Annotated in this window: 25 protein-coding genes; 16 read left to right on the top strand and 9 right to left on the bottom strand. The window is 71.8% G+C overall.

Features of this window, described 5'->3' with window-relative positions; genetic code table 11:
- Nucleotides 1–84 precede the first annotated feature (84 nt).
- From OG992_RS14250 to serA, 5 genes are all read left to right on the top strand, one after another.
- Nucleotides 85–2,457, top strand: coding sequence for a bifunctional diguanylate cyclase/phosphodiesterase (locus tag OG992_RS14250; protein WP_266303452.1), 2,373 nt, complete (start codon nt 85–87; stop codon nt 2,455–2,457).
- Nucleotides 2,458–2,644: 187 nt separating this feature from the next.
- Entirely contained in the window at nt 2,645–4,525 is a 1,881-nt protein-coding gene (locus tag OG992_RS14245; protein WP_266303451.1) for an acetolactate synthase large subunit, read from the top strand.
- Nucleotides 4,525–5,040 (top strand): acetolactate synthase small subunit, encoded by a 516-nt coding sequence (ilvN, locus tag OG992_RS14240; RefSeq protein ID WP_088946549.1) that lies wholly within the window; start codon nt 4,525–4,527, stop codon nt 5,038–5,040. Before OG992_RS14245 ends, ilvN begins: the two co-directional genes overlap by 1 nt.
- A gap of 95 nt (nt 5,041–5,135) precedes the next feature.
- Nucleotides 5,136–6,149: a ketol-acid reductoisomerase gene (ilvC, locus tag OG992_RS14235; protein ID WP_238684655.1), complete on the top strand. Its 1,014-nt coding sequence runs from the start codon at nt 5,136–5,138 to the stop codon at nt 6,147–6,149.
- 390 nt (nt 6,150–6,539) lie between these two features.
- Nucleotides 6,540–8,138, top strand: a complete 1,599-nt coding sequence (gene serA / locus OG992_RS14230) for a phosphoglycerate dehydrogenase (RefSeq protein WP_238684654.1) — start codon at nt 6,540–6,542, stop codon at nt 8,136–8,138.
- Nucleotides 8,139–8,213: 75 nt separating this feature from the next.
- Here the strand turns inward: serA and OG992_RS14225 are convergent, their stop codons facing one another.
- Together OG992_RS14225 and OG992_RS14220 are read right to left on the bottom strand one after the other, a co-directional pair.
- Entirely contained in the window at nt 8,214–8,570 is a 357-nt protein-coding gene (locus OG992_RS14225) for a hypothetical protein (RefSeq protein WP_238684653.1), read from the bottom strand.
- Between the two features lie 309 nt (nt 8,571–8,879).
- Nucleotides 8,880–9,722 (bottom strand): FAD:protein FMN transferase, encoded by an 843-nt coding sequence (locus OG992_RS14220; protein ID WP_266303450.1) that lies wholly within the window; start codon nt 9,720–9,722, stop codon nt 8,880–8,882.
- A gap of 228 nt (nt 9,723–9,950) precedes the next feature.
- Between OG992_RS14220 and OG992_RS14215 the strand changes: the two genes are divergently transcribed.
- Together OG992_RS14215 and OG992_RS14210 are read left to right on the top strand one after the other, a co-directional pair.
- Nucleotides 9,951–10,982, top strand: a complete 1,032-nt coding sequence (locus tag OG992_RS14215) for a 3-isopropylmalate dehydrogenase (RefSeq protein ID WP_266303449.1) — start codon at nt 9,951–9,953, stop codon at nt 10,980–10,982.
- 156 nt (nt 10,983–11,138) lie between these two features.
- Entirely contained in the window at nt 11,139–12,236 is a 1,098-nt protein-coding gene (locus OG992_RS14210) for a branched-chain amino acid aminotransferase (RefSeq protein WP_266303448.1), read from the top strand.
- Between the two features lie 51 nt (nt 12,237–12,287).
- On the opposite strand, the gene OG992_RS14205 is transcribed toward OG992_RS14210, so the two are convergent.
- The 4 genes from OG992_RS14205 to OG992_RS14190 all read right to left on the bottom strand — a co-directional run bounded on the left by OG992_RS14205 (nt 12,288) and on the right by OG992_RS14190 (nt 14,383).
- Nucleotides 12,288–13,058: a tyrosine-protein phosphatase gene (locus OG992_RS14205; protein ID WP_238684650.1), complete on the bottom strand. Its 771-nt coding sequence runs from the start codon at nt 13,056–13,058 to the stop codon at nt 12,288–12,290.
- A 55-nt stretch (nt 13,059–13,113) separates the two neighbouring features.
- A complete protein-coding gene (locus OG992_RS14200; protein ID WP_238684649.1) occupies nt 13,114–13,572 on the bottom strand; it encodes a PRC-barrel domain containing protein in 459 nt (152 codons plus the stop codon).
- An 83-nt stretch (nt 13,573–13,655) separates the two neighbouring features.
- Nucleotides 13,656–14,186, bottom strand: coding sequence for a carboxymuconolactone decarboxylase family protein (locus OG992_RS14195; RefSeq protein WP_266303447.1), 531 nt, complete (start codon nt 14,184–14,186; stop codon nt 13,656–13,658).
- 2 nt (nt 14,187–14,188) lie between these two features.
- Nucleotides 14,189–14,383 carry a hypothetical protein gene (locus tag OG992_RS14190; protein WP_238684647.1) on the bottom strand — a complete coding sequence of 65 codons (195 nt, stop codon included), beginning with the start codon at nt 14,381–14,383 and terminating at the stop codon, nt 14,189–14,191.
- Between the two features lie 316 nt (nt 14,384–14,699).
- Between OG992_RS14190 and cimA the strand changes: the two genes are divergently transcribed.
- Nucleotides 14,700–16,283 carry a citramalate synthase gene (gene cimA, locus OG992_RS14185; protein ID WP_238684646.1) on the top strand — a complete coding sequence of 528 codons (1,584 nt, stop codon included), beginning with the start codon at nt 14,700–14,702 and terminating at the stop codon, nt 16,281–16,283.
- Between the two features lie 129 nt (nt 16,284–16,412).
- Here cimA and OG992_RS14180 read toward each other — a convergent pair whose 3' ends face one another.
- On the bottom strand, nt 16,413–17,351 hold the full coding sequence (locus OG992_RS14180; RefSeq protein ID WP_266305204.1) for an endonuclease/exonuclease/phosphatase family protein: 939 nt from the start codon (nt 17,349–17,351) through the stop codon (nt 16,413–16,415).
- A gap of 386 nt (nt 17,352–17,737) precedes the next feature.
- On the opposite strand from OG992_RS14180, the gene OG992_RS14175 reads away from it, so the two are divergent.
- The 7 genes from OG992_RS14175 to arfB all read left to right on the top strand — a co-directional run bounded on the left by OG992_RS14175 (nt 17,738) and on the right by arfB (nt 23,326).
- On the top strand, nt 17,738–18,244 hold the full coding sequence (locus tag OG992_RS14175) for a hypothetical protein (protein ID WP_210786399.1): 507 nt from the start codon (nt 17,738–17,740) through the stop codon (nt 18,242–18,244).
- A 285-nt stretch (nt 18,245–18,529) separates the two neighbouring features.
- Entirely contained in the window at nt 18,530–19,579 is a 1,050-nt protein-coding gene (locus OG992_RS14170) for a MoxR family ATPase (protein ID WP_238684645.1), read from the top strand.
- On the top strand, nt 19,576–20,589 hold the full coding sequence (locus tag OG992_RS14165) for a DUF58 domain-containing protein (protein WP_266303446.1): 1,014 nt from the start codon (nt 19,576–19,578) through the stop codon (nt 20,587–20,589). Before OG992_RS14170 ends, OG992_RS14165 begins: the two co-directional genes overlap by 4 nt.
- The gene (locus OG992_RS14160; RefSeq protein ID WP_238684643.1) at nt 20,586–21,545 is read left to right on the top strand and encodes a VWA domain-containing protein; all 960 of its coding nucleotides are present in this window, start codon (nt 20,586–20,588) and stop codon (nt 21,543–21,545) included. Before OG992_RS14165 ends, OG992_RS14160 begins: the two co-directional genes overlap by 4 nt.
- A gap of 38 nt (nt 21,546–21,583) precedes the next feature.
- On the top strand, nt 21,584–22,471 hold the full coding sequence (locus tag OG992_RS14155; RefSeq protein WP_238684642.1) for a S1C family serine protease: 888 nt from the start codon (nt 21,584–21,586) through the stop codon (nt 22,469–22,471).
- Between the two features lie 98 nt (nt 22,472–22,569).
- Entirely contained in the window at nt 22,570–22,866 is a 297-nt protein-coding gene (locus OG992_RS14150; RefSeq protein ID WP_238684641.1) for a hypothetical protein, read from the top strand.
- A 34-nt stretch (nt 22,867–22,900) separates the two neighbouring features.
- Entirely contained in the window at nt 22,901–23,326 is a 426-nt protein-coding gene (gene arfB / locus OG992_RS14145) for an alternative ribosome rescue aminoacyl-tRNA hydrolase ArfB (RefSeq protein ID WP_238680798.1), read from the top strand.
- 64 nt (nt 23,327–23,390) lie between these two features.
- On the opposite strand, the gene OG992_RS14140 is transcribed toward arfB, so the two are convergent.
- Together OG992_RS14140 and OG992_RS14135 are read right to left on the bottom strand one after the other, a co-directional pair.
- Nucleotides 23,391–24,257 (bottom strand): 3-methyladenine DNA glycosylase, encoded by an 867-nt coding sequence (locus OG992_RS14140; protein WP_266303445.1) that lies wholly within the window; start codon nt 24,255–24,257, stop codon nt 23,391–23,393.
- Between the two features lie 34 nt (nt 24,258–24,291).
- Complete coding sequence (locus tag OG992_RS14135) at nt 24,292–25,794, bottom strand: hypothetical protein (RefSeq protein WP_266303444.1); 1,503 nt, start codon at nt 25,792–25,794, stop codon at nt 24,292–24,294.
- Between the two features lie 174 nt (nt 25,795–25,968).
- Here OG992_RS14135 and OG992_RS14130 point away from each other — a divergent pair, with 174 nt between their 5' ends.
- On the top strand, nt 25,969–26,772 hold the full coding sequence (locus tag OG992_RS14130; protein WP_091393135.1) for a fumarylacetoacetate hydrolase family protein: 804 nt from the start codon (nt 25,969–25,971) through the stop codon (nt 26,770–26,772).
- Nucleotides 26,773–26,864: the final 92 nt, after the last annotated feature.

Here is a 26,864-nt window from a genome sequence, read left to right as displayed (position 1 = left end):
CCGGCCCACCCCGGTATCTGCCGTGTCCCAACAGATGCACACCCAGCCCCCCATGACGTGCGCCCATCCGGCACTCTTGGAGGCGTGCATTTTCCACCGGGCATGGTCGCTGTCGCGGCGCTCAGCGGGCTCGTCGCCGCGGTGGCCGCCGTGCTGCTGACCGTCGTCGCCCGGCGGCGGGTGGCGCCGCGTCGACCGGCACACGTGCTGCTCGCGGCGGCCGCCGGAGTTGCACTGCTCAGCCTCCTGGCCGGGGTTGTCGCCGCGCTCAGCGCGAACGACCACTGGGCCCACGAGCAGGGGCAGCGCACCGGTTGGGCGACAGCGGTGGCGATCGGCACCGCGGTGAGCGGGCTGGCCTTCGCCGCTGGTCTGCTCCGGCTGCCCGGGGTGGCAGCCACCGCTGCCGGAACGACCCGGCTCGCCCTGGACGGGTTGGTCATGGCGGCGGCGCTGTGGTTCGTCGGTTGGGTGCTCTTCACCGAGCCCACCCGGTTGCTCGGTGCCGCCACGCCGATGGCCTGCCCGGCGATCCTGGTGGCCACCGTGAGCGCCGCGCTCGGTGCCGGGCTCGTCGTGATCGTCGTCTTCCGGGCCGCCGCGCCACGTCGACGGCTCGCCGCGCTGGGCGCCGGCATCAGCGCGGTGACCTGCGGTGGGCTGGGTCTCAGCGCCGGGCTCTGCCAGGCCGGGCCGACGATGGCGCTGGCCGGTGCGGCGGTGCTCGCCGCTGGTCTGCTGGTCGTCGCGCTCGCCGTGTACCGGGCCGACCGGCCGGGGCAGATCGACCTGGACCTGGTCGGCAGCGACGGCGAGTACGCGATCGCCCCGATGCTGGCGATGGCCGCCTCGGCGATGTACCACCTCGCCCAGGACGGCCGGTTCACCGCGGCGGGCATCGTGGCCGGCAGCGTGGAGGGCTTCGCCCTGGTGGCACGGCAGTACCTCACCCTTCGCGACGTCCGGGGGTACGCGAGCCGCCTGGCCGAGCGGGAGGCGCACTTCCGGGAGTTGGCGCACACCGATCCGCTGACGTCGTTGGCCAACCGGCGCGGGCTGCTCCGGGCGCTGCACCGCAACGCCGCCGACCACAACCCGTGTGTGCTGCTCGGCCTGGACCTGGACGGCTTCAAGAACGTCAACGACATGCGGGGCCACGACGTGGGCGACGCCGTGCTGGCCGAGGTGGGCCGGCGGCTGCGCGGCAACCTGCGCCCCGGCGACGTTGCCGCCCGGCTGGGTGGCGACGAGTTCGCCGTCCTCATGCAGGGTCGGTCGGTCGAGGCGGACCGGGTCGCCGAACGGCTCCTCGGGGTGCTCAACCGCCCCTACGACCAGCCGGAGGGGCCGGTCTTCCTGTCGGTGAGCATCGGGGTGGCCGACTGGGCCGACGAGCCGGACGTGGAGCTGCTGCTGCGCCACGCCGACCTGGCGTTGCGCTACGCCAAGCAGCGTGGCAAGAACCGGATCGAGCGGTACGACGCCGCGTACGACCAGCTGTTGCGCCGCCGTACGACTGTGGAGCACGAGCTGCGCGGGGCCATCGACCGCGACGAGCTGCGGTTGGCGTTCCAGCCGGTGGCGTCGCTGCCGTCGGTGCGGCCGGTCGGCGCCGAGGCGCTGCTCCGCTGGCACCATCCCGAGCTGGGCAACGTGCGTCCGGACGAGTTCATCCCGCTCGCCGAGGAGTGCGGGATGATCGCCCCGCTCGGCGCCTGGGTGCTGCATCAGGCCTGCTACCAGCTCTCCCGGTGGCTGGCGGACGGGCACGACGTCTGGGTGTCGGTGAACGTCTCCCCGCGTGAGCTGCACGCCCCGCAGTACGTGGTCCAGGTCGCCGAGGCGCTGCGTGCCCACCACGTTCCGCCGCAGCGGCTGGTCCTGGAGGTCACCGAGCACGCGGTCGCCACCGACCTGGACGAGCTGATCCGGCGGCTCACCGCGCTGCGGTTGACAGGTGTCCGGATCGCGCTGGACGACTTCGGGGCCGGCTACTCGTCGCTGGGGCAGCTGCGCCGGTTGCCGATCGACATCCTCAAGATCGACCACAGTCTGGTCGCCGAGCACGAGCCGGTCCGCCCAGTCGGCCAGGACGGCCCCGCGTTCGCCCCGATGGTCGACATCGTCATGCGCCTGGGCCACCAGTTGGGGCTGGAGGTGATCGCCGAGGGGGTGACCACCCCGACCGAGTTGGCCGCCGTGGTGGCCGCCGGTTGCCGCTTCGGCCAGGGCGCGCTCTTCGGCTGGGGGGTGCCCGCCGAGCACCTGGAGGCGATGCTGGAGGCGGCCACATCCCCGGGCGCGCGTCCCGCTCCGGTGCCCGCACCACGCCGTGCTCCGGGTGGATCCGGGCAGCTCACCCCACCTGCCGATGGCGCGTCGCAGGCCGACGCGCCGACCTCCGTTAACCAACATGTGGGATCAGTTGACTCATCGCGTGAGATGCGTCAGGCTTAGCCGCATGTCGTCGTACCGGTCGCTGCGAGTACTTACCTGAGCGCACTCTCCCACCTGAGAGTGCGCTGGCCCCGTGCATCTGCACGAGGGCCGTTTTTATTGCCATCGGAACCTGGCGAGGCGGGCCCCGCCCGTGTCGCATCGCTTGACTAGCCACCAGCCACTCCAGCCGAAGGCCAGAACCGCCATGACGAGACCCACGCCCGAGACCCTCGCCCACACCGCCCGCCGGGCCCGCGCGGCCGCCGACCCGACCCTCGATGTCGACCAGGCCGCCACGCGCACGACCACCCCGGCCGCCCCGGCGGTACGGCCCGCCGCCGCGACCCCGATCTCCGGGGCCGGCTCGCTCGTGCGGTCCCTCGAGGCGCTCGACGTCGACGTCGTCTTCGGCATTCCGGGCGGCGCGATCCTGCCGGCGTACGACCCGCTCTACGACTCGACGGTCCGGCACATCCTGGTGCGGCACGAGCAGGGCGCGGGGCACGCGGCGACCGGCTACGCGCAGGCCACCGGCAAGGTCGGCGTCTGCATCGCCACCTCCGGCCCGGGCGCGACGAACCTGGTCACCCCGATCGCTGACGCGTACATGGACTCGGTGGCGATGGTGGCGATCACCGGACAGGTGGCCAGCCCGCTGATCGGCACCGACGGCTTCCAGGAAGCGGACATCCAGGGCATCACCCTGCCGATCACCAAGCACAACTTCCTCGTGCAGAACGCCGAGGAGATCCCCCGCGTGCTGGCCGAGGCGTTCCACCTGGCCAGCAGCGGGCGACCCGGCCCCGTGCTTGTCGACATCCCCAAGGACGTGCTCCAGGCGCCGACCACCTTCTCCTGGCCGCCCACCCTCGACCTGCCCGGCTACCGGCCCACCCTGCACCCGCACGGCAAGCAGATCCGGGAGGCGGCGCGGCTGATGGCCGCAGCCCGGCGGCCGGTGCTCTACGTGGGCGGCGGCGTGCTCAAGGCCGGTGCCACCGACGGGCTGCGCCGGCTGGCCGAGCTGACCGGCATCCCGGTCGTCACCACGCTGATGGCGCTCGGCGCGTTCCCCGACTCGCACCAGCAGCACCTCGGGATGCCCGGCATGCACGGCACTGTCGCCGCGGTCTACGGCCTGCAGAAGGCGGATCTGATCGTCGCGCTGGGCGCACGCTTCGACGACCGGGTCACCGGCAAACTGGATTCGTTCGCCCCGGACGCGGCAGTGGTGCACGCGGACATCGACCCCGCCGAGATCGGCAAGAACCGGCACGTGGACGTCCCGATCGTCGGTGACGCCAAGCACGTCATCGACGAGCTGATCGCCGCGGTCACCGCCGAGCGGTCGGCAGGGCACACCGCCGACCTGGGTGACTGGTGGACGCAGCTCAACGACCTGCGCAACCGTTACCCGCTGGGCTACGACGAGCCGGTCGACGGGACCCTGTCCCCGCAGTACGTGATCAAGCGGCTGGGCGAGATCGTCGGCCCGGACGCGATCTTCGTGGCCGGGGTGGGCCAGCACCAGATGTGGGCGTCACAGTTCATCTCCTACGAGAAGCCGTACACCTGGTTGAATTCCGGCGGCCTCGGCACGATGGGCTACGCGGTGCCGGCGGCGATGGGCGCCAAGGTCGGCAAGCCGGACACGGTGGTCTGGGCGGTGGACGGTGACGGCTGCTTCCAGATGACCAACCAGGAGTTGGCCACCTGCGCGTTGGAGGGCATCCCGGTCAAGATCGCCGTCATCAACAACGGCAATCTCGGCATGGTCCGGCAGTGGCAGACGCTCTTCTACAACGAGCGCTACTCCAACACCGAGCTCGGCACCCACAAGCACCGCATCCCCGACTTCGTCAAGCTCGCCGAGGCCCTGGGCTGCGTCGGGCTGCGGTGCGAGAGCGCCGATGACGTGGACAAGACGATCGCCGCCGCCATGGAGATCAACGACGCCCCCGTGGTGATCGACTTCGTGGTCGGCAAGGACGCGATGGTCTGGCCGATGGTCGCCGCCGGCACCAGCAACGACGAGATCATGTTCGCCCGTGGCGTCCGCCCGGCCTTCGACGAGGATGACATTTAATGACCATGCATACTTTGTCCGTGCTGGTGGAGAACAAGCCGGGCGTGCTCGCCCGGGTCTCCGGCCTGTTCTCCCGGCGCGGGTTCAACATCGACAGCCTCGCCGTCGGCGAGACCGAGAACCCGGACGTCTCCCGGATCACCATCGTGGTCAACGCGGAGTCGTCCCCGCTGGAGCAGGTCACCAAGCAGCTGAACAAGCTTGTCAACGTGCTCAAGATCGTTGAGCTGGATCCCCAGGTCTCGGTCGCCCGAGAGTTGCTGCTGGTGAAGGTTCGCGCCGACCGGTCCGCGCGGTCGCAGGTGCTGGAGACCGTCAACCTGTTCCGCGCCCGGGTGGTCGACGTCGCACCGGACACGCTGACCATCGAGGCCACCGGCACCCCGGACAAGCTCGACGCGCTGCTCCGCGACCTCGAGGCCTTCGGCATCAAGGAGATGGTCCAGTCCGGGCTGGTGGCCATCGGGCGCGGCTCGCGTTCGATCACCGCCGGTCCCGCGCTTCGGGCCGCCTGACCCGCCGCCGGTCGGCCCTCGGCCGACCGTCCGGCGAATTCATCCGCACAGACCACGACGGGCCGCCCCGGCCGTCGTACGAAAGGGAAGTTCTCATGAGCGTTGAGGTGTACTACGACGACGATGCCGACCTCGGCCTGATCCAGGCCAAGAAGGTCGCGGTGATCGGTTACGGCAGCCAGGGCCACGCCCACGCGCTGTCGCTGCGTGACTCCGGCGTCGACGTGGTGATCGGTCTGCCGGAGGGCTCGAAGAGCCGTCCCAAGGCTGAGGAGCAGGGCCTGCGAGTGGTCACGCCCGCACAGGCCGCCGCCGAGGCCGATGTGATCATGGTGCTCGCACCGGACACCGCCCAGCGCGGGATCTACGCGGAGTCGATCGCCCCGCACCTCGCCCCGGGCAAGGCGATCTTCTTCGGCCACGGCTTCAACATCCGGTACGGCCTGATCAAGCCGCCGGCCGAGGTGGACGTCGCGATGGTCGCGCCCAAGGGCCCCGGTCACCTGGTCCGCCGCCAGTACAGCGACGGCAAGGGCGTGCCCTGTCTCGTCGCCGTCGAGCAGGACGCCAGCGGCAACGCGCTCGCGCTCGCCCTCGCGTACGCCAAGGGGATCGGCGGCACCCGCGCCGGCGCGATCAAGACCACCTTCACCGAGGAGACCGAGACCGACCTCTTCGGCGAGCAGGCGGTGCTCTGCGGCGGCGCCTCGGCGCTGGTGCAGACCGGTTTCGAGGTGCTCACCGAGGCGGGCTACGCCCCGGAGATCGCCTACTTCGAGTGCCTGCACGAGCTGAAGCTGATCGTCGACCTCATGTACGAGGGCGGCATCGCGAAGATGCGCTACAGCATCTCCGACACCGCCGAGTACGGCGACCTCTCCCGTGGCTCGCGCATCATCGACTCCCGGGTCAAGGACGAGATGCGCAAGATCCTGGGTGAGATCCAGTCCGGCGAGTTCGCCCGCGAGTGGGTCGCCGAGGACGAGGCCGGCCGGCCCAACTTCACCAAGTGGCAGGCCGAGGGTGCGGCGCACCCGATCGAGGAGACCGGCAAGAAGCTGCGCGGCATGATGAGCTGGGTCGACCGCCCGATCACCGAGACCGCCTGACCCGTTCGAACGACGATCCACCGACAGCCCCAGGGCTGGCGCTCTCCCCAGCGCCGCCCCGGGGCTGCCCGGCATGCTGCCGCCCGTCGATACGTCGGGCGGCAGTGCTCGTGCGCCACGACTCTCCCGGACTGACCGGGTGACCGACGCCGCCGGTGCTCGGCGCGGCCGGAGAACCGTGTCGGTGCGGTGAACGGCCGATGTCCGTCGCCCGACCGGGCGTGTGAGGGCACTCACCCCGAAGACCGGAACACGCCGACCAGCGGGGCCCCTACGATCGCCTGTAGGTGCAGCAGCCGGCACCTGACGGCCACGGCACGGATCAGCGCAGGGCGCAGTGCGGCGCCCCGCCGCCCGGGCCGATCGCAAACACGACCTCTACGAGGACCGATGAATCCTGTCGTACTGATCGCCGAAGAACTCGCCCCCGCCGCCATCGAGGTGCTCGCCCACGACTTCGACGTCCGTCACGTCGACGGCACCGACCGTCCGGCCCTGCTCTCGGCGCTCTCCGAGGCCAACGCCGTCATCGTGCGCAGCGCGACCCAGATCGACGCCGAGGCGATTGCTGCCGCGCCGCGACTGAAGGTGGTCGCCCGGGCGGGCATCGGACTGGACAACGTCGAGGTGCCGGCCGCCACCGCGCGGGGCGTCATGGTCGTCAACGCGCCCACCTCCAACATCGTCTCCGCCGCCGAGCAGGCCGTCGCGCTGCTGCTCGCCGTCGCCCGCAACACCGCGAGCGCCAGTTCCGCGCTCAAGGCGGGGGAGTGGAAGCGGTCGAAGTACACAGGCGTCGAGGTGCAGGGCAAGACCGTCGGCGTGGTCGGGCTCGGTCGTATCGGGGTGCTCTTCGCACAGCGCATCGCCGCTTTCGGCACCCGGCTGATCGCGTACGACCCGTACATCCAGCCGGCCCGTGCGGCGCAGCTCGGCGTCCGCCTGGTCGGGCTGGAGGAGCTGCTGCGGGAGAGCGACTTCATCTCCATCCACCTGCCGAAGACGCCGGAGACGGTGGGCCTGATCGGTGAGAAGGAGTTGGCGCTCGTCAAGCCCGGCGTTCGCATCATCAACGCCGCCCGTGGTGGGCTGGTCGACGAGCAGGCGCTGGCGGACGCGATCGCCGAGGGCCGGGTCGCCGGCGCCGGCGTCGACGTGTACAGCAAGGAGCCGTGCACCTCGTCCCCGCTGTTCGCCTTCGACAACGTGGTGGCCACCCCGCACCTGGGCGCCTCCACCCACGAGGCGCAGGACAAGGCCGGTCTGGCCGTGGCCAAGAGCGTCAAGCTGGCGTTGCAGGGCGAGTTCGTTCCGGACGCGGTGAACGTGCAGGCCGGCGGCGTGGTCGCCGAGGACGTTCGGCCGCTGCTGCCGCTGGCGGAGAAGCTCGGCCGGGCGTTCACCGCGGTCGCGGGCGGGGTCGCCGCCAGCGTCACCGTCGAGGTCCGCGGTGAGATCGTCAGCCACGACGTGTCGGTGCTCAAGCTCGCCGCCACCAAGGGCCTGTTCAGCTCAGTGGTCGAGGAGCAGGTCACCTACGTCAACGCCCCGCACCTGGCTGCCGAGCGTGGCGTCGAGGTCACCCTGGCCACGCTGGCCGAGACGGCCGAGCAGCCGACCCTGGTCACTGTGCGCGGCGCGCTGCCGGACGGTCGGACGGTCAGTGTCTCCGGCACTGTCACCCACTCCGGCGCTCGGGACGTGCTGAAGCTGACCGAGGTGGACGGCTTCGACGTGGAGATCGGCGCGGAGGGGATCCTGCTCTTCCTGCGCTACGCCGACCGGCCCGGTGTGGTCGGCACTGTCGGTACCCTGCTCGGCGAGTCGGGCATCAACATCGCCGCCATGCAGGTGGCTCGTCGGGAGGCGGGCGGTGAGACGCTGATGACGCTCACCGTCGACCAGGCGCTCGGCGCCGACCTGCTCACCTCGGCCGCCGAGTCGATCGGCGCCACGGCGGCCAGCGCCGCCGACCTGCGCGACGAGTAGTAGACGACAAACACCGTGGGGGGCCTGGCGATTCGCCGGGCCCCTCGTCATTTCCCGTCCGTACCGCCGGTCAGGTCAGCCGGGCATCCGCGCCGGCGGCGGGTAGACCGAGCCGTCCTGCGGGTCGAAGAGCATCAGCCCGTGCTCGCCGGCCAGCCGCTCGATGTCCAGTAGCACCTGGTCCGCGCAGGTCGGGTGCAGGTTCAGCTCGACGTGGTCGTGGGCCGCGTGCAGCGGCGCCACCGCCCACGGGCTGTTCGGGCCGGGGTGACGGTCCGGATAGGAGGCGGTGATCGCCCGGTAGAAGCTGACCACCCGCGGATCGGGATAGCGATCCACGTGCCGCCCCTGCCGGCAACCGTTGACCGCTGTCCGCACGTCCTCGGGCGTCGCCCCGTCCTCCAGGGCCCACACGCTCAGATCGAAACTCACGGCGGATAGCGTGCCATCCGCCGTTCAGCATGTCGAAACTGCCTCGCCGCCGGTCAACCACCGATCACCGCGTGCTCCGGTCACGACGGTCCGGTGTGGAGACTCTTGCGTCGAGTTGCGTCGATTCGCTAGCGTACGCACTGCGGTCACTGGCCGAGTTCGAGGCGCCGGCCCGTCTTCGGGTGGCGCGGTCGACGTCCGGCCCGACCGGTCCGCACCCCTCGGTTGTGCGAGCCACGCGCACTCGTCGCTGACCGGCCCTCACGGTCGTTGCCGAGACCGTGGGGGCCGATCGCGCGCCCGACCGGCTCAGCGACGGTGTGCGAAGAGCGCGCGATAGTCGGAGTTGCCCCGGAACCACGCCAGGCCGGTGGGGCCGGCGGCGTAGAGCGCCGTGGCGTAGGCGTCGGCGATCGTCAGGTCGGGGCCCACCACTGTGGCGGCGACGAGGTGGTCGGCCGGCTCGCCGGTGTGCGGGTCCACCACGTGGCCCTGCCGCCCGGTCACCCCGGAGGTGCCGATCCCGCCGGCGGTCATCTCCAGCACCAGCGGCGCGCGCTCGGGTGCGGTCGGATGGTGCACAGCTACCCGCCACGGTCCGCCGTGCGCCGCGCGGCCCCGGACGACGAGGTCGGCGCCGGCGAGTACGGCGTAGTCGTGGATGCCGGCGGCGCGCAGTCGCTCGGCGGCGCGTTCCACGGCCCAACCGCCGAGCAGGCCGCCCGGGTCGAAGCCGCCGGGCACCGCCCAGGCGTCGAACCACCCGTCGGTGGCCGCGCGCATCGCGGCGCAGCGGTCCACCAGGTCGGCGAGCGGCGGGTACGACTCCGGGCTGATCTCGCCCCGACGCAGCCGGGAGACCAGGCTCTCCGGTCGGTTGGGGCCGTAGGTGAGGTCGATGGCGCGCAGCTCGGCGACGCTGTCCCGCAGCGCCTCGCCCACGCCCCGGCGACCGAGCCACTCGGGGGCGTTGAGCAGCAGTGTGTACTCGGCGGTCGCGGTGCGTACGGTGTGCTGCACCGCGATCCGGCCCTCGGTGGCCGCGGCCGGGTCGATCCGGTGCCGACGGCTGCCGAGTCGAAGGTCCGGCCGGCGGTTGCGGAACGCGGACGGGTCCGGCCAGCGTGTCCGTGGCTGCTCGTCGATGCGCATCGCATCTGCCCCCTCGCACATGGCGCCGCGTCACCGCGACTCCGTTGGTCAGCGGGCCCCCGCGACCCACTGAGCACTACCGTAGGCAGCGGAGATGACCGCCCCATGAGTCCCAGCTGAGAGGGTGCTGTGCATTCCCGCATCCCAAATTGTGGACGCTGCGTACCGGGAGGCGGGACAGCGACGTACCGTTGCCCGGACGGAACCGTTGAGCAGAGGAGTGCGGTCGTGGCGCGGATCGCGGTGGTGGCCGGAGACGGCATCGGGCCCGAGGTGGTCGCGCAGGCCCGCAAGGTCCTCGACGCGGTGCTGCCCGACGTGCAGGCCACCGAGTACGACCTCGGCGCCGCCCGCTGGCACCGTACCGGAGAGGTGCTGCCCGACTCGGTGCTGACCGAGCTGGCCGGGCACGACGCGATCCTGCTCGGCGCGGTCGGTGACCCGACGGTCCCGCCGGGTGTGCTGGAGCGTGGGCTGCTGCTCAAGCTCCGTTTCGCCTTCGACCAGTACGTCAACCTGCGCCCGTCCCGGCTCTGGCCCGGGGTCGCCGGCCCGCTGGGCAACGTGAAGCCGGGCGAGGTCGACCTCGTGGTGGTGCGCGAGGGCACCGAGGGGCTCTACGCCGGTGCCGGCGGTTCCCTGCACCGGGGCACCCCGGCCGAGGTCGCCACCGAGGAGAGCCTGAACACCCGGCACGGCGTGGAGCGGGTGATCCGTGACGCGTTCGCGCGCGCCGGCCGCCGGGAGCGGCGCAAGGTCACCCTCGTGCACAAGACCAACGTGCTCACCCACGCCGGGTCGCTCTGGGCGCGTACGTTCGACGCCATCGCCGCCGAGCACCCGGACATCGAAACCGAGTACCAGCACGTCGACGCGGCGGCCATGTTCCTGGTCACCCAGCCGCAGCGCTACGACGTGGTGGTCACCGACAACCTGTTCGGCGACATCCTCACCGACATCGCCGCGGCCGTCACCGGTGGCATCGGGCTGGCCGCCAGCGGTTGCATCAACCCCGAGGGGGCGTACCCCTCGATGTTCGAGCCGGTGCACGGCTCGGCGCCGGACATCGCCGGGCAGGGCGTCGCCGACCCGGTCGCCGCGGTGCTCTCCGCCGCGCTGCTACTGGAACAGCTCGGGCACAGCGAGTCGGCCGCCCGGGTCAACGCGGCGGTCGCCGCCGAGCTGGCCAGCCGGGTGCCGGGCGTGACGCTGCGTACCGAAGAGGTCGGCGACCGGCTCGCCGCCCACGCCGTAGCCTGATCGCCCCGGCCCGAGTGGCGACCGGCCTCTGAGGCGGATCTGCCACGGGCAGCCCGACCGGCGCTACCCGCTTAACGACCGTTCGGGGTAAGTTTCTGGCACAGCCATGTCGGTGTGCGGTCCCGCATGCCGTTGTTCCGCAGGGAGGTCAGCGCGATGAGCGGTGGCGACAAGATCGACTTCGAGATCCGTCCGAATCTCGCGCCGGTATCCGCCGCCGATCGGGCCGCACTGCTGACCAACCCCGGGTTCGGCAGGGTCTTCACCGACCACATGGTCACCGTCCGCTACGCCGACGGCAAGGGCTGGTACGACGCCCGGGTGGAAGCCCGTGCCCCGATCCCGATGGACCCGGCCAGCGCCGTGCTGCACTACGCGCAGGAGATCTTCGAGGGGCTCAAGGCGTACCGCACTGCCGACGGTGGCGTGACGATGTTCCGGCCGCACGCCAACGCGGCCCGCTTCGCCACCTCAGCGCAGCGGATGGCGATGCCGGTGCTGCCGCCGGAGGTGTTCGTCGACTCGCTGCACAAGCTCATCGAGATCGACCGGGAGTGGATCCCCACCGGCGAGGACGGCAGCCTCTACCTGCGGCCGTTCATGTTCGCCAGCGAGGTCTTCCTCGGCGTCCGCCCGGCCAACGAGTACCTCTACATGGTGATCGCCTCACCGGTCGGGGCGTACTTCACCGGTGGCGTCAAGCCGGTCACCGTCTGGGTCTCCCCGGACTACACCCGGGCCGCGCCCGGTGGCACCGGCGCGGCCAAGTGCGGCGGCAACTACGCCGCGTCGCTCGCCGCCCAGGCGGAGGCCATCGAGGCCGGCTGCGACCAGGTCGTCTTCCTGGACGCGGTGGAGCGCCGGTTCGTCGACGAACTGGGCGGCATGAACGTCTTCTTCGTCTACGACGACGGCACTGTGGTCACCCCACCGTTGACCGGCACGATCCTGCCGGGCATCACCCGCGACGCCGTCCTCGCGCTGGCCGGCGCGGCCGGGCACCAGGTCGAGGAGCGGCCGGTCAGCTTCGCCGACTGGCAGGCCGACGCCGCCAGCGGTCGCCTTCGGGAGGTGTTCGCCTGCGGCACCGCCGCGGTGGTCACCCCGATCGGTGGGGTCCGCTTCCCGGACGGCGAGTTCCTGATCGGTGGTGGCGAGCCCGGTCAGGTCACCATGGCCCTGCGTCAGCAGTTGGTCGACATCCAGCGGGGCAAGGCGGCCGACCCGCACGGCTGGGTGCAGCGGGTCTTCTGATCTCCGTCGCTGTGCCGGCCCGTCCACCCGGACGGGCCGGCACAGTCGGCCCTACGCGTCGGTGGGCTGCGCCTTGGTGGGCTCGTCGAGCAGGTGGTCGCGGAGCGCGGCGAGCTGCTCGTCGGTCACCCCGGCGTGGCGCAGGTACGCCTCGACCGAGCCGTGCCCCGCGCGCAGCTCGTCCAGGAAGATCTGCATCGCCTCGGCGGGGGAGGCCAGGAACGGCGCCGGCACCTCCACTCCGTCCGGGTTGATGGAGGCCAGCCAGGCGCTGTACCGGGCCGACGCCTCGCTGCTCAACGCGTAGTCCGCTGTGATGTCAGCGTCGTCGACGCCAAGCACGGCGAGGGTCAGCGCGCAGACGATGCCGGTGCGGTCCTTGCCAGCCACGCAGTGCACGACCACCGGGGCGTTGGCGGAGTCGGCGATCAGCCCGACCGCCTCGGCCAGCCCGGCCGTGCCGGTCTGGGCCAGGTCGGCGTACCGGTCCGCGAGGTACCGGGCCAGGCTCGCGCCCTCCTCGTGCGGCACGCCCGCCCAGTCGTCGTGCTCCGGGTGGATGTGCCGGTAGGTCAACCCCTCGTATGCCGGCACCCGGCCGTCCCGCTCCACCTCGGTGGGGCGGCGCAGGTCGATGACGGTGCGGACGCCGATCGCGACGAACGCGTCGCGGTCCTGTTCGGTGAGGCGGTGCAGCGAGTCGGAGCGGTAGAGCCGGCCACGGCGTACGGGTCGTCCGCCGTGCCCGAGGTAGCCGCCGGCGTCGCGGAAGTTGAAGGTGGCGGGGAGCGAAATCTGTCGGCTGTCGTCGATGGCGTCCACGCCCTCACGGTAACGGCCGGTGGGACAGTGCCCCACCGGCCGTCGGGCCGAACAGTCACCGTGCGGTGCCGGGCGGGAGCGCGCCGTACGTCTCGTCGTAGTAGCCACCCAACTGGTCCCGGTAGCTCGGGTCGCTGTGGCTGGTCTCGTCGTACTCCGGGGCGGCCTTGATCTGGTCCCGGGTCCGGTCGACGGAGACTGTGCGTTGGTCGTGGTCGACCTGGTTGACGGTGCCGGCCGGCAACATCACCTTCTTGCCGAAGATCCAGGGCCCGGTGTCCACGACCAGGTAGCTGCCGCCCACCTCGTGACTGGCGCTGTCGATCTTGCCGATTCCACCGTCGGTGGCCTCGACCTTGTAGCCGACCAGGTCGACGTCGGCCACGCCGGCCTGGTCCCGGTAGCGCCAGGGGTCGAACGTGCCGGCCGGCGCGCCGCCGGGCACCGCGCCCTGGTCGCCGCCGCGCAGCGGGTCCGGCCCGGCGTGGGTGGCGTGCGGATCGATCCTGTCCATGCCGTTCACTCCTGACTGTCACCGATCAACTCATGTCTCCGCAGGAGCTACCCGGCCGTCGGGGGCCGGAAACGGCGACAGGCTCAGGCCAGGGCGGCCTCGGCGTCCAGGGTGACGGCGGCGGCGTGCACCACTGCGGAGATCCGCAGGGCCTCGTGCAGTTGCTCCCGGGTGAAGCCGCTGGCGCGCAGCTTCTTCTCGTGCAACTCCAGGCACACCTCACAGCCGGCGATGGCCGACACGGCGAAACACCACAACTCGAAGTCGCCCTTGTCCACCCCCGGCCTCGCGATGATCTGCATCCGCAGTCGGGCCGGCATCGAGGCGTACTGCTCGTCGCCGATCAGGTGCTTGGCCCGGTAGTAGACGTTGTTCATCGCCATGATCGCCGCGGCGCCCTTGGCCGCCTCGACGCCCTCCGGCCCGAGGTGCCCGAGCGCGTCGGCCGCGATCTCCCGCAACACGACAGGGTTGCGCGCGGTCACCGCACAGGCCAGCGCGGTGCCCCAGGTCTGAGCCGGGGTCAACGCCGAGGAACCGATGGTGGAGCCGAGGTTGAGCCTGATGTCCCTGGCGTACTCCGGCAGGGCTGCCTTGATCGCGTCCAGGCCCATGGTCAGACTCCGGCGGCGGGGGGCTGGTCGGCGATCTCCGTCGGGCTGATGGAGGTGAAACCCATCGGCCCGACGAAGACCACGCACCACGTGCCCTCGTGGGACGTGTGGCTGATCGTCCTGGACGCGTTGTTGGCGCCCAGCGATACGCAGGCGGCGGGTCCGTGCTCAGGTAAGCGGTCACTGACGGTGAGCACAGGTCCTCCTTGCAGACGGCACGGTGGCCATCATCGGATCCGTTCCAGATGCTTCCGCATCGCTGTTTCCGCCAGTGGGTGGCCTGGTGGCTTGTGAAGCCGATCACGAGCGGCGGTTCGGGGCGAACGAACCCTCCGTCAGCATCCCGCTATGTGGATTGTTCCTCCCACATACAGGGGAGGGGTGGCAGAGTGGCCATCGTGACCAGCACCGCCCTGATTATTGCGACCTAGCGCGCCGGCTCTCCCCTCTGCCGAGCGCGCAGACCTCCCGCATCCGCGGGAGGTCTTTTTGTTGCTCCGAGAAAGGATCCTGATGACGTTCCAGGTCTTCGACACCACGTTGCGCGACGGCGCCCAGCGCGAGGGGCTCACCTACTCGGTGGTCGACAAGCTGGCAGTGGCCCGGCTGCTCGACGAGTTCGGCGTCGGCTTCATCGAGGGCGGCTGGCCGGGCGCGGTGCCCAAGGACACCGAGTTCTTCCGCCGCGCCCGCACCGAGCTGGATCTGCGGCACGCCGTGCTCGTCGCGTTCGGCGCCACCCGCAAGGCCGGCGTCGCGGTCGCGGACGACCCCCAGGTGCGCGCCCTGCTGGACGCGCAGACCCCGGCCGTGGCCCTGGTCGCCAAGGCCGACAGCCGGCACGTCGAGCGCGCGCTGCGCACCACCGGCGCGGAGAACCTCGCCATGATCCACGACACTGTCAACCACCTCGTCCGCGAGGGGCGACGGGTCTTCGTCGACGGGGAACACTTCTTCGACGGCTATCGGCACGACCCCGCGTACGGCGCGGCAGTGGTGCAGACAGTGCTCGCCGCCGGCGCCGAGCGGATGGTGCTCTGCGACACCAACGGCGGCATGCTGCCGTCCCAGGTGACCGCCGTGATCCACGACCTGACGACCAGGCTGGGGATCGACGCCGCGCTGCTCGGTATGCACGCCCAGAACGACACCGCCTGCGCGGTGGCCAACACGATCGCCGCCGTGGAGGCGGGCGTCCGGCACGTGCAGGGCACCGCCAACGGGTACGGCGAACGTCCGGGCAACGCCGACATCTTCGCTGTCGTCGCCAACCTTCAACTCAAGCTCGGCATGCCCGTCCTACCGGAGGGCTGCCTGGAGCAGATGGTGCGGGTCTCGCACGCCATCGCCGAGATCGCCAACATCGCCCCCGACACCCACCAGGCGTACGCCGGGGCCGCTGCCTTCGCCCACAAGGCGGGGTTGCACGCGAGCGCGATCAAGGTCGACCCGTTGCTCTACAACCACGTGGATCCGTCGGTGGTGGGCAACGACATGCGGATCCTGATCACCGAGATGGCCGGCCGGGCCAGCGTCGAGCTCAAGAGCCGTGAGCTCGGCCTGGACCTGGCCGGCAGCCCCGAGGCGCTGACCCGGGTCACCAAGCGGGTCAAGGAGCTGGAGGCGGGTGGCTGGTCCTTCGAGGCGGCCGATGCCTCCTTCGAGCTGCTGGTCCGCTCCGAGCTGCCGGAGGGCAGCCCGGCCCGACCGTTCACCCTGGAGTCGTACCGGGTGCTGGTCGAGCATCGCGAGGACGGCGCTGTGGTCTCCGAGGCGACTGTCAAGATCCGGGTTCGCGGTGAGCGGGTCATCGCCACCGCCGAGGGCAACGGCCCGGTCAACGCCCTCGACGAGGCGCTGCGGGTGGGGCTGGCGCGGCACTATCCGCAGCTGCGCGACTTCGAGTTGGCCGACTACAAGGTGCGCATCCTGGAGGGCAGCCACGGCACCGGCGCGGTCACGCGGGTTCTGCTGGAAACCTCCGACGGCGGCGGCCGGGACTGGACCACTGTGGGCGTCCACCCCAACGTGGTCGAGGCCAGCTGGCACGCCCTGGTAGACGCCCTCACCTACGGCCTAGCCCCCACCCCCGTCTAACCCGCTGCCTCCCCGCCCCACCCCCCACTCCCGCGATCTTGCACTTTGTGTCGATGGTCTGCGGCTTTTGTCGCTGATGTCGGGACAGTAAGTGCAAGATCGACGAGATGGGGTGGGGCCGGGGTGGGGTTAGGGGTTAGGGAGGGTGAGGGTGGCTTGGACGGGGCGGTGGTCGCTGCCGGGCAGGGTGAACACCTGGACCGAGCGGACCGCTATCCGGTGGTCGACCAGGACGTGGTCGATGGTGACGGGTGGGATGAGGTCGCCGTCGTACGGACCCCAGGTGCCGGTCAGGCCCTCTCCGGTGGCATCGGCGGCGTCGACGTAACCGCTGCGCAGCAGGGCCCGCAGTGGACCGTGGTCGAGGGTCGCGTTGAAATCCCCGGCGAGGATACGCAGACCACCGTCCGGGGTGGCCGGTGGTTGGGCGGTCAGGTCGGCACGCCACGCACCCACCTGGTCCAGCGCGTACGGCGCTGAGGGGTGGGCCGATTCGACGCGGACCGCGGGCCCGCCGGGGACGGACACCGTCGCGTACGCCTGGCTGAAGCCCCAACCTTCGAGGTTGCGTCGGACGCCGCCGTCGGTGATCGGCCACCGCGAGTAGAGCCCGGAGCCGGGGGTGCCGATCTCCGGGTTGAGCTGCCGGTGCGGCAGCAGCGTGGCGAGGCCGAGTCGATCCAGGGCGGCCTGCGCGTCCGGGGTGAATTCCTGCACGGTGAGCACGTCCACCTGGTGTCGCCGGACCAACTCCACAAGTGTCCGCGCGTCGCCGGCGCCGGCGAGCAGGTTGGCCGTGAGCAGCCGCACGGTCGGCCCGGCCGCCGCCGGCTGCGGGCTGGCCAGCGCCCGAGGTGCGACGGTGCCGAGCAACGCCACCGCTGCCAGGGCCGCGAGCGCCGCCGGCCACCAGCGCCGCAGGGCGAGCGCGAGGGCAAGGACCAGCACGCTGACCCCCGCGACGTACGGCGTGAAGGCGAGCGCCTGCACCAACGGCCCCCGGTCCAGGCCGAGCAGTCGGGCCGCCGCCCAGAGGGCGGTGGGTACGACGGCAAGCCAGCAGAGCACCGTGCCGAGCCGAGCGTTCCGGTGCGCGGGTGGAGCGTCGACGATCACGACGGTGATCGTAGTCGGCCCCGACGAACCCATTTCATGAATGGCGATGCGCTCACCTTTCACAATTATCTGACGGTTGGTTGACACCCCGGAAAAGCGAGATCAACTATTGACTGGCGGCTTTTTCCGGTGCTACGTTCCATCTGGCTTAAACGACGCAACTCTGAGTAGTAACAGCAGCTCAGAGGGGATGAGGATTGGTGGAAAATCAATCTCATCGGGTGTGAGCGAGGCAGCTTTCCCCCGCCCAACTGTCGTCGTACGCCTATTTATGGGCAGTCATCCGTCCCGCCCCGCGGGTCGGCCGAATTCGCACGGTCACACAAGGGGGACCTGTCATGAGCACATCCTTCCGACGCAAGGTGGCGGCGGTCACGTTCGCTGTCCTGGGGCTCAGTCTCGCCGGCGGGGGCATCGCTATCGCCCAGCCGTCCGCGAAGGCGCCGCAGGAAACGGTCCAGCCGGCACGCGGCACGAACTCCCAGCCGCCGGTCAGCGCCGAGTCGGCGCGCATCGCGAAAGCAGCGCTGAAGGCGAGTGCGGCCACCCCACTGGTGGCCACCAACGTCTTCACCGTCGTCAACTCCAACGGCACCAAGGCGCGCGGCGGCGGCACCGTGGTCAAGTACGGCGTCGGGGAGTACGAGGTGATCTTCGGTCACACCGTCTCGGCTGGTGCCTTCCTGGCCACCCTCTCCCTGTCCGGCTCCTGCTGCATTCCGCCGGGTGGGGAGGTCTCGGTCGCCCCGCGGCTGCTGACGCCCAACGCGGTCTTCGTGCAGACCCGCAACTCGGCCGGGACGCCGGCCAACCTGGGCTTCACCCTGCTCACCCACACACCCTGACCAACCGACACCCGGCCCCCGTCGCCTCCGGCGCGGGGGCCGGACCCTGTCTGCCCGGCGCGCGCCGCCCGCCCGGATCGGCAGCCCAGGAAGCGTCGGGCCCTCCTCGACCGGTTCGTGCCGGTCGGGCGCACACTGGCCAATCCCTCGCCGGTTGTCCGAGACTCGGCAGGCTCGCGAAGGTCGTCACCCTTCCGCGCGGCTCATCCCCATTCCGGCCACTCCGGGCCGGTCCCTGCCGCACAATCCCACGTTTGTCGAGCGTGTGCCAGGGAAGCAAGCACCGTGACGGACATCTCGGACACCCTGGCCAGCATGCCCAGCCCGGTCGATCCGGAGCCGACCGGCATCGAGCTGGAACAGACCCTCTTCGAGGTCAAACGCGTGATCGTCGGGCAGGATCGCCTCGTCGAACGCCTGCTCACCGCCCTGGTCGCCAACGGACACTGCCTCCTGGAGGGAGTACCCGGCGTGGCCAAGACACTGGCCGCGCAGACCCTCGCGACGGTGGTCGGCGGCACCTTCTCCCGGATCCAGTTCACCCCGGATCTGGTGCCCTCCGACATCGTCGGCACCCGGATCTACCGGGCGTCGAAGGAGACCTTCGACATCGAGCTGGGCCCGATCATGGCCAACATGGTGCTGGCCGACGAGATCAACCGGGCCCCGGCCAAGGTCCAGTCGGCGCTGCTGGAGGCGATGGCCGAACGGCAGGTCTCGATCGGCGGGCGCAGCTGGCCGGTCCCGGAGCCGTTCCTGGTGCTGGCCACCCAGAACCCGATCGAGTCCGAGGGGGTCTACCAGCTCCCGGAGGCACAGCGTGACCGGTTCCTGATGAAGGTGGTGGTCGACTACCCCAGCGACGCCGACGAGCTGGCCATCCTCTATCGGATGAGCACCGACCGGCCCACCCCGCGCCAGGTGCTCGACGCGCAACGGCTGCGGGACCTCCAGCTCCACGCCGAGCGGGTCTTCGTCCACCACGCGTTGGCCGAGTACGTCGTGCGGCTGATCCTCGCCACCCGCGACCCCGGCCGGTTCGGGCTGCCGGAGATCGCCCCGCTGTTGGCGTACGGGGCCAGCCCCCGGGCCACCCTGGGCCTGGTCGCGGCTGCCCGGGCACAGGCCCTGCTGCGAGGGCGGGAGTACGTGCTGCCCGAGGACATCCGCGAGCTTGCCGTCGACGTCCTCGCCCACCGGCTGGTGCTCTCCTTCGACGCGGTGGCCGACGGGGTGTCGGCCGAGAGCGTGGTGCGACGGCTCGTCGAGGCGGTACCGCCGCCCCGGCTTGCCACCGGACACCCGCAGCAGGCACCGGATCTGGCGGCGGCATGAGACGCGCCGCCGTCGCGCCCGCCGACCCCGGCCTGGCCGAGCTGGCCCCGGACCAGCGCCTGCGCCGCCTGGAACTGACCGTCACGCGCCGACTGAACGGTCTGCTGCACGGCCAGTACCGTGGTCTGCTGCCCGGTCCCGGCAGCGAACCCTCCGGCAGTCGCGAATACCGACCGGGCGAGGACGAGGTCCGCCGGATGGACTGGGCGGTGACCGCCCGGACCGCAGTGCCGCACGTCCGGCAGGTCGACGCCGACCGGGAGTTGACCACCTGGCTGCTCGTCGACGGCACCGCCAGCATGGAGTTCGGCACCGCCGAGCTGGACAAACGGGAACTGGCCGTGGCTGCCGTCGCGGCGGTCGGCTTCCTGACCGCTGGCGTCGGCAACCGCCTCGGCGCCCAGGTGCTGCGCGCCGACGGGGTACGCCGCTTCCCGGCCCGCAGCGGGCGTACCCATCTGCTCTCCCTGCTCCGCGCGCTGCTCGCCGCCCCCCGGGCCACAGCGCCCCCCGACCGGCCGGGGCGTGGGCCGGCGACCCGACCGCCCGATCTGGCCGACGGGCTCGACGCGCTGCACCGGATCGCCAACCGGCGTGGGCTGGTCGTGGTGGTCTCCGACTTCCTCGACGGCCTGCCCGACGACCCCGGCCAGACAGCGCCCTGGGAGCGGACCATGCGCCGGCTGGCCGTCCGGCACCAGGTGCTGGCGATCGAGGTCACCGACCCGCGGGAGCTGGAACTACCGGACGTCGGCCTGATCACGCTCGTCGACCCGGAGACCGGCCGACACCGCGAGGTGTGCACATCGGACCGTGGGCTGCGCGAGCGGTACGCCGAGGCCGCCACCGCCCAGCGCGAACAGGTCCACCAGGCGCTGCGCCGCAGCGGGGCCACCCATCTGCCGCTGCGCACCGACGGCGACTGGAGCGCGGACATCGTCCGGCACGTGCACGCCCAGCGTCGGCTGGCCGCCGCGCCGGCCGGCCGACACCGGGGAGGTGCCGCGTGATCTGGCAGTCGCCGCTGCGGCTCTGGCTGCTGCTCGGCGTGCTCGCCCTGGTCGTCGCGTACCTGGTGCTGCAGCGGCGACGCAGCCGGTACGCGGTCCGCTTCACCAACCTGCGGCTGCTGGACCGGGTGGCGCCAGAGCGGCCCGCCTGGCGTCGACACGTACCGGCCGGGCTCTTCCTGGCCATGCTGGCGCTGCTCGTGGTCGGCTTCGCCCGTCCGAGCGCCGAGGTCCGGGTGCCCCGGGAACGGGCCACTGTGATGGTGGCGGTGGACGTCTCCACGTCGATGCTCGCCACCGACGTCGAACCGGACCGGTTGGCCGCGGCGAAGGAGGCCGCCCGGCGATTCGTCGAGGGCCTGCCCGACGAGTTCAACGTGGGTCTCGTCGCGTTCGCCGGCAGTGCGGCAGTGCTGGTGCCCCCGGGCACCGACCGGGACGCCCTCGACGAGGGGATCGACAGGCTCGCCGAGGGCATCACCGGTGTCCAGGGCACCGCGATCGGCGAGGCCATCAACACCTCACTCGGCGCGGTCAAGAGCCTGGACAGCGAGGCTGCGAAGGAGACACCACCCGCCCGGGTCATCCTGCTCTCCGACGGCGCCAACACCTCCGGGATGGACCCCATGGAGGCGGCCGCGGAAGCGGTGAAGGCGGAGGTGCCTGTGCACTCGATCTCGTTCGGCACCCCGTCCGGCTTCGTCGACAGGGGTGGACGGCCCATCCAGGTGCCGGTGGACGGACAGACCCTCAAGGCGGTCGCCGAGGAGACCGGCGGCATGTTCCACGAGGCCAGCACCACCGACGAGCTGCGGGCCGTCTACGACGACATCGGCAGTTCGGTCGGCTACCGCACGGAGCGGCAGGACATCTCGGCCCGGTTCATCGGCCTCGGACTGGTGTTCGCGATGGGCGCCGCCGCCGGCTCGATGCGCTGGTTCTCCCGACTGCCCTGATCGCCGCGCACAACCGACGTCGACAGTGAGGAGCACGCATGGCAGTGCAGACCGGACTGGGCGAACCGCGCGGTCCCTGGTTCATCTCACCGGAACTCGGCCCGGACGGGCGCGGGTGGTGGGACACGCCCGAGCGCGACCCGGGCGGGCGACGGCCCGGGCGGCTGCTCGCCGTGTTGGCAGTGGTGGCGGTCTCGGCCGTCTCCGGTGCTCTCGCCGGCGGCGTGGTGGCCAGCCGGGACGGGGCTGGTGGCCCGGCCGCGGCGTCCGCCGCCCCGGTGCCCGCCGAGCTGGTCACCGCGGCCGAGCGGACCGTACCCGGGGTGGTGTCGGTGCTGGCCGGTGGATCCAGGACCGGCGGATCCACGACCGGCGGATCCACGACCGGCGGGTCCGCGACCGGCTCCGGCTTCGCGGTGGACGACCAGCAGCACCTGATCACCAACGACCACATCCTGGCCAAGGCAGGTGGCGGGCCGGTGACAGTGGAGCTGCCCGACGGCCGCCGGTTCGCCGCCGAGGTCGTCGGACGGGAGCCGCGCAGCGACCTGGCGGTGCTGAAGGTGCCGGCATCGGCCGGTCTCACCCCGCTGCCCCTGGCCAAGCCGGGCGCGACCCGGGTCGGTGAGCCGGTGCTCGCGGTGGGGTCGCCGCTCGGTCTGGCCGGAACTGTCACCGCGGGCATCGTCAGCGCGCTCGACCGGGAGGTACGGCTCGGCAACAACCGGCACAGCGCTGTGCAGACCGACGCGTCCATCAACCCCGGCAACTCCGGTGGACCACTGGTCAACGCCCGCGGGGAGGTGGTCGGGGTGAACACCGCCATCGCCACCATCGACGGAAACGGCTCGATCGGCATCGGGTTCGCCATCCCGATCGACCAGGTGCAGCAGACCGCCGACACCATCATCGGCAAGGGCGGCTGAGCTGCCCGAACGCCCCCACGGGGGCCACCACTGTCAGATATCCGGCCGGACGGCATCGGACCATGGAAATATTACGCTCGGTATGGATACTGGCGGAGGTGGAGCGTCCTCTTCTCACGGTCCTCCTGCTGGTGGGCCTGGTCATCGGATGTGCAGTGGGGTCGGCGTACACCCGGGCACGGCGCGGGTGGAACGATTACCAGACCGTCAAGAAATCGGTGCCGGGCGCCCGCCGGGGCGCCTGGTCGCTGATCCGTGGCGTCGTCGTGAAGGCCGCGGTGATCGGGGTGCTGCTCTTCGGCGCTGTGGCGTACGCGGCCGTCGGCTCCGACGAGGAGACCGCCGGGCCGGTGCCCAGCCAGTCCCCGACGCAGAGTGAGCCTCCGCACCGATGACCCCCGGCGGGTCGTCGCGGGTTAGCCTCGGGGCGTGGACGACGGACTGCGGGTGACCGACCGGTGGGTCGTCCCCGCCGGGGAGCTACGGGAGCGCTTCTCCCGCTCGTCGGGGCCGGGCGGGCAGGGTGTGAACACCGCTGACTCCCGGGTCGAGCTGAGCTACGACGTGGCCAACTCGCCGGCCGTGCCCGAGTGGTTGCGGTCGCGGGCGCTGGACCGGCTGGCCAACCGCCTCGTCGACGGGGTGCTGACGATCGCCGCCAGCGAACACCGGGCCCAACTGGCCAACCGGGAGGCGGCCCGGGCCCGGATGACCGCCCTGCTGCGGGAGGCCGCAGCGCCCCCACCGCCGACCCGCCGAGCGACCCGCCCGTCCCGCGGGGCCAAGGAACGCCGGCTGGCCGAGAAGAAACGCCAGTCCCAGCGCAAGCGGGACCGCCGCGCCGACGACGACTAGCCCGCGACGACGACCAGCCCGCGACGGCGACCCGTTCGGGACGGCGACCCGCCCGGGACGGCGACTAGGCCGGGACGGCGGCGAGCAGCCGGTCGCGCAGCACGGCGGCCCGCTCGGCGAACCCGCGCTGCGCCGCCGCGTACTCCGCCCGGCCGTCCGGAGTCTCCACCCGCACCGGCGGGTAGCCGAGCGCCGCCAGGTCGTACGGGCTGGCCCGCATGTCCAGCGTGCGGATGTCCCGGGCCAGGTCGAACGCGTCGGCCACCAGCTCCGAGCAGACCAACGGCGACAACTTGTACGCCCACTTGTACAGATCCATGTTGGCGTGCAGGCAGCCCGGCTGCTCGTGCGCGTGCTGCGTCTCCCGGGTCGGGGTGAGCAGGTTCAGCGGGCGGGCCGGCGCGGTGAAGAACCGGAACGCGTCGAAGTGGCTGCACCGCACGCCCCGCTCCTCGACGACCTCGGCGGTGCGCTCCGCGCTGAGCCGCAGCGGCCAGGAGTTGTGCCGCAACTCCTCCCGGGTCTGCCGGTAGACCATCGCCCACTCGTGCATCCCGAAGCAGCCGAAGTGCGGTGCCCGGCCCCGCGTCGCCTCCAGCAGGGAGCGGATCCAGGCGATCGACTCGCCGCGCCGCGCGCGTACCCCAGCGGTGTCGAGGGTGACCCCGGCGGCGCTGGCGCGGTAGTCGCGGCCGAACTCGCCCGGATCGGCGTCGCGCAGCTCGACCCCGGGTCCCGGATGCCAGCGACGCAGCTGGGCCGGGCGGTGCGAGTAGTAGGTGAACAGGAAGTCGGCCACCGGATGCCGCTCACCGCGTCGTCGCCGGGCCAGGTGCGGCGTCAGCCAGACGTCGACCCGCTCCTCGTGGGCCCGCTGGCGGGCCCGCCACCGCGCCGCGTCGAGCACGGCGGGGGCGAGGGCGGCGGTCACGCACCCAGGGTACGACCGCCGCCCGCACACCCGGTCAGGGCATCTGCACCCGGACCCCGGCGGAGAACACCCCGCTGCGCAGTTCCAGCTGCTGGGGCGGGTCCCGCCCGTCCACGGTGAAGACCAGCGGGAGCACCATCCGGGTGCCCGCCGCCATCGGGTCGGCGAAGACGTCCCGGCCCAGGTTCGCCGTCCGGGTGGCCGACTCGTCGGTGCTCACCCAGCGCCCACCGGGCAGGTACGCCCGTTGCAGCTCGCTGTGCCAGGGCTGGTGGTCGCCGGTGACGTTGCGCACACCCACTGTGGCCTCGCAGCGTCGCCCGTTGGCCGGTGCGGCACCGCCACCGTCGGGCTTTCCGGCGGTGCCGGGCGCGCCGCAGGTCATCCGGTACACGGTGAACTCGAACGCCGACTCGCGCAGCGGCACGCCCAGCGACCCGTTGACCCCGGTGCCCACCCACGCGCCGCTGGTGGGCTGCTTCTGCGTGTCGATCGCCGCTACCTGCCGGGTCGCCGTCCAACCCGCGGTGCCGACCACGCCGGCCAGCACCACGACGGCGGCGCCCACCAACATCCAGACCGGTGGGGTACGCCGACGCCGTACCGGACTCGGGGCTGCCGGGCGCGGGTAGACCGTCCCACGGTCACCCTCGCCGCCGCCGGTGGACAACGCGGCAGCCGTCAGCCGACGCCCGCGCCGACGTCGCCACACCCACACCAGGGCGGCGCTGATCAACAGCAGGACCGCCAAGCCGGCGAGCAGCACCGGGTAGCGGCGCCACGGCGGCGCCTCGTCCACCTCGGCCGCCGGTGCCGCTGCCGCCCGCCAGGTGGCCGTGGCGCAGTCGTACGGCCGGCTGCCGTCGCTGGTGAACGCGCAGGTCGGCGCGGTCAGTGGCCGGCCCGGCGCGGTCGTCGCGAGCGCGGTGCCCAGGGTGGTGGTGCTGTGCGCGGGCAGCCGCAAGCGCCAGGTCACCTCGGTGGCCGATCCGCCGGCCGGGGTGGACCGGCCACCACCGCTGATAGCTGTCGTCGACGAGCCCGGCGGCAGTTCCTGGCGCACAGTGGTCTCCAGCGGAGAGTTGCTCACGTTGCGCACCTGGATCCGGTACCTCGGCGCCGGGCTGCTCTCCGTCGCTACCGCCACCGTGACCTGTTGCGGGGGCGCCGACGCCGGTGCCCGGGTCGGTGGTGCCATCGCCGGTGGCGCCGACGGCGGGGTGGGCTCGGTCACCCGCGCGACCATCGCCAGCGGCGGCCGGGTTCCCGCTGGTGCTGGTGTGGCGGCCGGTGGTGGTGCGGCCGCTGGTGGTGCGGCCGCTGGTGGTGCGGTCGCTGGTGGTGCGGCCGCCGTTGGTTGTGGCGTGGCGGCCGGTGGTCGTGGTGCGGCCGCCGTTGGTTGTGGCGTGGCGGCCGGTGGTCGTGGTGCGGCCGCCGCCTCCGGAGCCGCCGACGGCAGGGCCGGCACGGCGGCGAGGATGCCGAGGCAGTGCACGAACACTGCGAGGGCTCTGTGGTGTCGTGTCGATGCAGGCATACGAACGAACCTCCGGAGCCGACGCTAGGGGCGAGCCGCCTCCGTGCGGGTACGAAGTCGAGAAGTCCGCGCCGGTCACCTCCAGCTCCGATAGGGTGCCGCGCGCTGACAGGTTGAGCACACCCGAGCGCCTGTCCTGGCCGGTTGGGGCGCCGTCGGCGCTAGATTGGCCGGGTGCGTATCGCTCGTTTCGCCCATGCCAAGGGAATGTCGTTCGGTGCCGTCGAAGGCGAAGCGGAGGCTGGGCCGCAGGGCCTGACCATCGCCGAGATCGAGGGCCACCCGTTCGGCAATCTGTCCTTCAGTGGGGCCCGCTGGGCCCTCTCCGACGTCCGGCTGCTCTCGCCGATCCTGCCCAGCAAGGTCGTCTGTGTCGGCCGCAACTACGCCGACCACGCCGCCGAGCTCGGCAACGAGGTGCCCAAGGAGCCGCTGCTCTTCCTCAAGCCGTCCACCTCGGTGATCGGCCCCCGGGACGCCATCCGGCTGCCGATCTTCTCCAAGCAGGTCGAGCACGAGGCGGAGTTGGCGGTCGTGATCGGGGCGCCGGGTGCGCGTCGTGCCGACCGCGCCGCCGCCGAACGCGCCATCTTCGGCTACACCTGCGCCAACGACGTCACCGCTCGGGACCTCCAGCGTTCGGACGGGCAGTGGACCCGGGCCAAGGGCTTCGACTCGTTCTGCCCGATCGGCCCGTGGATCACCACCGGGCTGGACGTCTCCGACCTGGAGATCCGGTGTGAGGTGGGTCGCAACCCGGAGGAGATGGAGGTGCGCCAACTCGGCCGGACGAAGGACATGGTCTTCGACGTGCCGGGCCTGGTGTCCTACATCTCGCACGTCATGACTCTGCTGCCCGGCGACGTGGTTCTCACCGGCACTCCGGCCGGGGTTAGCCCGCTTGTCGAGGGGGATACGGTCACCGTGCGGATCGACGGCATCGGCGAGCTCACCAACCCGGTGGTGCCCGTCGCCTGATCCGTCTGATGCCCCTGCTTCCGCAGCTCACGGGTGGTTCGGGGGGATCGGATTTGGCCTGTCGGTACCGGGAGGGTAAAGTTCACTCCCGG

It is taken from the genome of Micromonospora sp. NBC_00362 (assembly GCF_026342155.1).
GTDB classification, from domain to species: domain Bacteria; phylum Actinomycetota; class Actinomycetes; order Mycobacteriales; family Micromonosporaceae; genus Micromonospora; species Micromonospora hortensis.
Note: the sequence above shows the minus strand (reverse complement) of the source record. Positions and strands in the feature narration are given on the sequence as shown.

Bases quoted from the DNA above. Each gene is read 5' to 3' on its own strand.
- OG992_RS14245 (WP_266303451.1), top strand. From the start codon at position 2,645: ATGACGAGACCCACGCCCGAGACCCTCGCCCACACCGCCCGCCGGGCC.
- ilvN (WP_088946549.1), top strand. From the start codon at position 4,525: ATGACCATGCATACTTTGTCCGTGCTGGTGGAGAACAAGCCGGGCGTG.
- ilvC (WP_238684655.1), top strand. From the start codon at position 5,136: ATGAGCGTTGAGGTGTACTACGACGACGATGCCGACCTCGGCCTGATC.
- serA (WP_238684654.1), top strand. From the start codon at position 6,540: ATGAATCCTGTCGTACTGATCGCCGAAGAACTCGCCCCCGCCGCCATC.
- OG992_RS14220 (WP_266303450.1), bottom strand. From the start codon at position 9,722: ATGCGCATCGACGAGCAGCCACGGACACGCTGGCCGGACCCGTCCGCG.
- OG992_RS14210 (WP_266303448.1), top strand. From the start codon at position 11,139: ATGAGCGGTGGCGACAAGATCGACTTCGAGATCCGTCCGAATCTCGCG.
- OG992_RS14200 (WP_238684649.1), bottom strand. From the start codon at position 13,572: ATGGACAGGATCGATCCGCACGCCACCCACGCCGGGCCGGACCCGCTG.
- OG992_RS14195 (WP_266303447.1), bottom strand. From the start codon at position 14,186: ATGGGCCTGGACGCGATCAAGGCAGCCCTGCCGGAGTACGCCAGGGAC.
- cimA (WP_238684646.1), top strand. From the start codon at position 14,700: ATGACGTTCCAGGTCTTCGACACCACGTTGCGCGACGGCGCCCAGCGC.
- OG992_RS14175 (WP_210786399.1), top strand. From the start codon at position 17,738: ATGAGCACATCCTTCCGACGCAAGGTGGCGGCGGTCACGTTCGCTGTC.
- OG992_RS14165 (WP_266303446.1), top strand. From the start codon at position 19,576: ATGAGACGCGCCGCCGTCGCGCCCGCCGACCCCGGCCTGGCCGAGCTG.
- OG992_RS14155 (WP_238684642.1), top strand. From the start codon at position 21,584: ATGGCAGTGCAGACCGGACTGGGCGAACCGCGCGGTCCCTGGTTCATC.
- OG992_RS14135 (WP_266303444.1), bottom strand. From the start codon at position 25,794: ATGCCTGCATCGACACGACACCACAGAGCCCTCGCAGTGTTCGTGCAC.